Here is a 3,902-nt window from a genome sequence, read left to right as displayed (position 1 = left end):
AGCATTTTGGACTGCGAGCGCCTATCGCTCCGCATTGCCTGAGCGGATGCTTCGCGAAAAAGCACTGCGGGGCGCGATCGACTGCTTTGGGCCGATCACTGTTCTGTCACCGATAGTTCGTCGAGTTTGCGCTGCGCCAACTGGTGAAGCTCCCAACTCGACATGCCGCCAGCCCATAACCAGACCAACGCAAGTATGAGATTTTTCCACTGAAATGTGTTGAGCAATGCAAAGGCGGGCCCAAAACCTCCGATCCCAAAGAATATAAGAGCGAGCCCGTTTAGGTAGGCAGCGCGCAGCTTGATCTTCTCTCGGTCCGCTTCCGTCATGGCCGGTCTCCTTCATTGCGAACAGAATGCACGGACTTGTTCTTAATGGAAGACGCTGCATCGCCTCAGAACAACGCTCCTTTGGACTTTGGCGTAGGGCGTTTACCATCGCGAACTCCAAAGGGCGACGGTTGATGGTTGGAACCGGCCATCAGCTGCGCCTCGCTCGAAGGTCGGCTTGGGGCCGAGCACGTTGGTCAGGCCGTCGCCTTCGCAACGGGCGCAGGCGTGAAAGACATTTCTCACAGCGCGGCAACACCATCGAAATGGCGGGCCATGCTGTCATGCGCCGAGCCTGAACACTCGGCGCATGAAATCCGACCTTTCCTGACGGTTTTCGTGCCGTGATCGAACATCTCTGACGCGGGTCAGTCCAGATCACCAGCCTCCGCAGGGCGTTTCAGCCCCGTCACCATCGACCGCGCCAGATTTTCGCGATGCCGCAAAGAAGCTAAAGCCACGCCGCCGATATGCAGCACAACAAGAAGCAGCATCAAATTTGCCAGCGCTTCATGCACGTCCTTGATTGCCCCTTCGCTGCCAGAGCGATGATGCTCGTCGCGTTCGTCATCGGCATAGGCGGGCGTGACAAGCGCCGGCAGCATCGCGCGCGCCTGTGAGGGCGCTTCAGCCATCAGCCACCCGGTCCAAGCAGTGCCCGCCATCGCGATCAGCAGCGCAACGATCATCGCCGCCCCGGCCGGGTTGTGGCCAATGTGGCGCCGTTCGCGCCCGGCAATCATCGCTTTCAGATAGGCAATAACCGCGCCCGGCCCCCGTACGAATTGCGAAAACCGCGCATAGCGAGGCCCAACAAAGCCCCAAACCACCCGCACAGCCACCAAAGCAGCGGCGGTGTAGCCGCAAAACTCGTGCAACGGCTGAACTTCCTCCGCGCTGAGCCATGCAATCGCAAAGCTGCCCGCCAATCCCCAATGGAATATCCGGATAACAGGATCCCAGACTTTTATCATCTTCCCGCCTTTCTCGTTTTGAAGCCGCAAAACGCGGATCTCAGTTTTCCCAAGCTCTTCCGCGATTGTCCGACGCCACGACCCGCATGTGGCAATGGCTCCATAACCTCGCCGCCGTGAGCGAGCATGGCTTTAGGCGTTGGACCTTACGGCAAGCTGACGGGAAGCAGAGCGGCGCTTCAGGTCTAGGTCATCCTGGGCTGCGACAAAACGATATCAGAAACGAATCGACAGCCCCTCAGAAAGGAGATCGACATGCAGACTGTAATCGCCACAAAGCGCGCACCATCGTGTGAGGTCATCATCGTCAAACAAACGGATATGCCCTGTATCACCTGCCCTCTGGCGTGGTGTGACGCGCCTTGGTCTTCAGGACGCACAGATTGCCCGGCGTGCATGGGGCGCTCCTAAGGCGCGGTTCATGCTGATGCCCGTTGCTGCGCCGCCGCGGGCTGGCAGGTTCCTGCGCGGCTTAGCTGTGCAAAGTCTTGCAGTTTCAAGCGCCCGAAGTCCTTAACCAAATTTGTTAGAATTTTAAGAGTTTAACGCGTCATTGACCGATCACGCCTATCTTGGCATCGTAAAAGTCAGGAGTGGTCGATGACAAAATTCCCCGCGCTGCCGCGCGAACCGATTCAGTTGTCGGAGGCCAGCCCGCTTTCTTACGCTGTTTCAAGCCGCGACCGCGAAACCATCGCGATGGTGCGCCAAGCGATTGAGCGGCGCGATGTGTTGCTGGCGTTTCAGCCAATTGTGCAAACCGCCCAGCCCGACCGCCCGGCCTTTTACGAGGGGCTCATCCGGGTCATAGACGAGACGGGGCGCGTCGTGCCTTCGATTGATTTCATCCACACCGTCGAAACCAGTGACCTCGGGCGGACGCTCGATTGTCTGGCGCTAGAAATGGGGCTCGCAGCGCTGGCCGAAAATCCGGCACTGCGGCTTTCGGTAAACATGTCAGCGCGCTCGATCGGCTGGCCTGAGTGGATGCGGATTCTCACCCGTGGCCTGACCCGCGACGACACCGCGGGCGAACGGCTGATCCTTGAAATCACCGAATCCTCCGCAATGACGATGCCCGAACTCGTTTTGGCCTTCATGAATGAGATGCACCTTGAGGGCATTTCCTTCGCGCTCGACGATTTCGGCGCGGGCTATACCTCGTTTCGCTACCTGCGTGAGTTCCACTTCGACATCTTGAAAATTTCCGGCCAGTTCATTTCGGGTATTGCGCGCAATCCCGACAACCAAGTTCTGACCCACGCGCTTTTGTCGATTGCGCGGCATTTCCAAATGTTCGCCGTGGCGGAAGAGGTGGAAGCCGCCGAAGATGCGGCGTGGCTGGCGCAAGCCGGGATGGATTGCATGCAAGGCTATTACTTCGGCGCCCCGACGATCAGGCCGCCTTGGCACACCTCCGAGGCCCGGCTGGCGCACTGCTAATTCCGTATTCGGGGCTAATCCCGCATTCGGGCGCGGCAAAGTTGGCCGCTTGGTTCTCTCTTGGCGGAACGATCATCTTTGCGGCGTCAGACGAACCAACGCGCCATTGTTGGCATCGGTCAGGATCATAACTTTCTCAAATGACACGCATGATGTGGGCGATATCGTCTGCTTCGCACCACTCTCTGGCTAAGCGCGAAAGATGCGGCCCGCGTCGTTGAGGCAACCAACAAGGCACCACAGAGTTGCTCGGGTCAGGCTAAGGTTTGACGGCGCGGATTTCGCCGACGGTCAGAACCGGCGAGGCGTCGATATCGTCGGCGTCGAGCATCGCGGCGACCCGTTCCAGTGAGGCTAGAAGCTGGGCCTGCTCCCAATCCTTAAGCTTTTCAAACGCGCGGACATAGCGCTGCTGCAGCGCGTCGGGGGCTTCGTCGATGGCGGTGTGACCCGCGTCTAAGATCACCACATTTGTCTGGCGACGATCGGTCTGCGAGCGAATGCGCTCGGCCATGCCGCGCGCCACGATCTTATCCACCAGCGCGGTGACGGTGGCTTGTGAGACGCCCATCTGAGTTGCCAATTCCTTGGGTGTAGCGGCCCCGTCTTTGGACTTGAGGATCTGAAGCACCCGCAACTGAGCGGGCGTCAGCCCCGCTGATTGCGCCAATTCGCGCGAATACAACTCCGTCGCCCGCAGGATTCGGCGCAGGGCAATCAAGCTATCGTCGGTTCTGTTTTGGTGGGGGACGCTCATCGCTGGGAATCTCGCACAAAGCGGCAGATGCTTCAATTCCCTAACGATCTGCTCAAATAGCTTCGCAAGGTGAACTATCGACTCTCCCGGAGTGCTTTGGTCTGCGTTGCGGAATTCCGTTTAAACTCCAAAAATATGCCGATTTTTGAAAAAAATGCTTCGTGCCTTGAAGTTTTTGCAATCTCATTATAGTTAGTGTGCCGAATTACATTGGAGAGACTTGCATGCCTAAGGCTAAGGACATTGTGAACGGCGAGACTGAAAGCTCCCGAACTCGGGTGCCCTATCTGCGCAAACCGAATGCGACGTATCGCGCATCGGCTTTCGGACAGCAAATCTCCTTCGATGGGCAGGCTTGGCAGGTTGCTTTCAGGCAGCGGTATTTCTTGCGCCCGCCGG

At 58.2% G+C, this 3,902-nt stretch carries 5 protein-coding genes; 2 read left to right on the top strand and 3 right to left on the bottom strand.

What is annotated here, in order from left to right:
- Positions 1–95: 95 nt before the first annotated feature.
- The gene (locus BW967_RS18310; RefSeq protein WP_076486557.1) at positions 96–329 is read right to left on the bottom strand and encodes a hypothetical protein; all 234 of its coding nucleotides are present in this window, start codon (positions 327–329) and stop codon (positions 96–98) included.
- Between the two features lie 138 nt (positions 330–467).
- Between BW967_RS18310 and BW967_RS18830 the strand changes: the two genes are divergently transcribed.
- A complete protein-coding gene (locus tag BW967_RS18830) occupies positions 468–677 on the top strand; it encodes a hypothetical protein (protein ID WP_146168732.1) in 210 nt (69 codons plus the stop codon).
- A gap of 20 nt (positions 678–697) precedes the next feature.
- Here the strand turns inward: BW967_RS18830 and BW967_RS18305 are convergent, their stop codons facing one another.
- Positions 698–1,303, bottom strand: coding sequence for a cytochrome b/b6 domain-containing protein (locus BW967_RS18305; protein WP_076486559.1), 606 nt, complete (start codon positions 1,301–1,303; stop codon positions 698–700).
- Positions 1,304–1,903: 600 nt separating this feature from the next.
- On the opposite strand from BW967_RS18305, the gene BW967_RS18300 reads away from it, so the two are divergent.
- The gene (locus BW967_RS18300; protein ID WP_076486554.1) at positions 1,904–2,746 is read left to right on the top strand and encodes an EAL domain-containing protein; all 843 of its coding nucleotides are present in this window, start codon (positions 1,904–1,906) and stop codon (positions 2,744–2,746) included.
- A 259-nt stretch (positions 2,747–3,005) separates the two neighbouring features.
- Here the strand turns inward: BW967_RS18300 and BW967_RS18295 are convergent, their stop codons facing one another.
- On the bottom strand, positions 3,006–3,503 hold the full coding sequence (locus BW967_RS18295; protein WP_076486552.1) for a MarR family winged helix-turn-helix transcriptional regulator: 498 nt from the start codon (positions 3,501–3,503) through the stop codon (positions 3,006–3,008).
- Positions 3,504–3,902 lie beyond the last annotated feature (399 nt).

This window comes from Rhodobacter aestuarii, from assembly GCF_900156655.1.
GTDB lineage: Bacteria > Pseudomonadota > Alphaproteobacteria > Rhodobacterales > Rhodobacteraceae > Rhodobacter > Rhodobacter aestuarii.
Note: the sequence above shows the minus strand (reverse complement) of the source record. Positions and strands in the feature narration are given on the sequence as shown.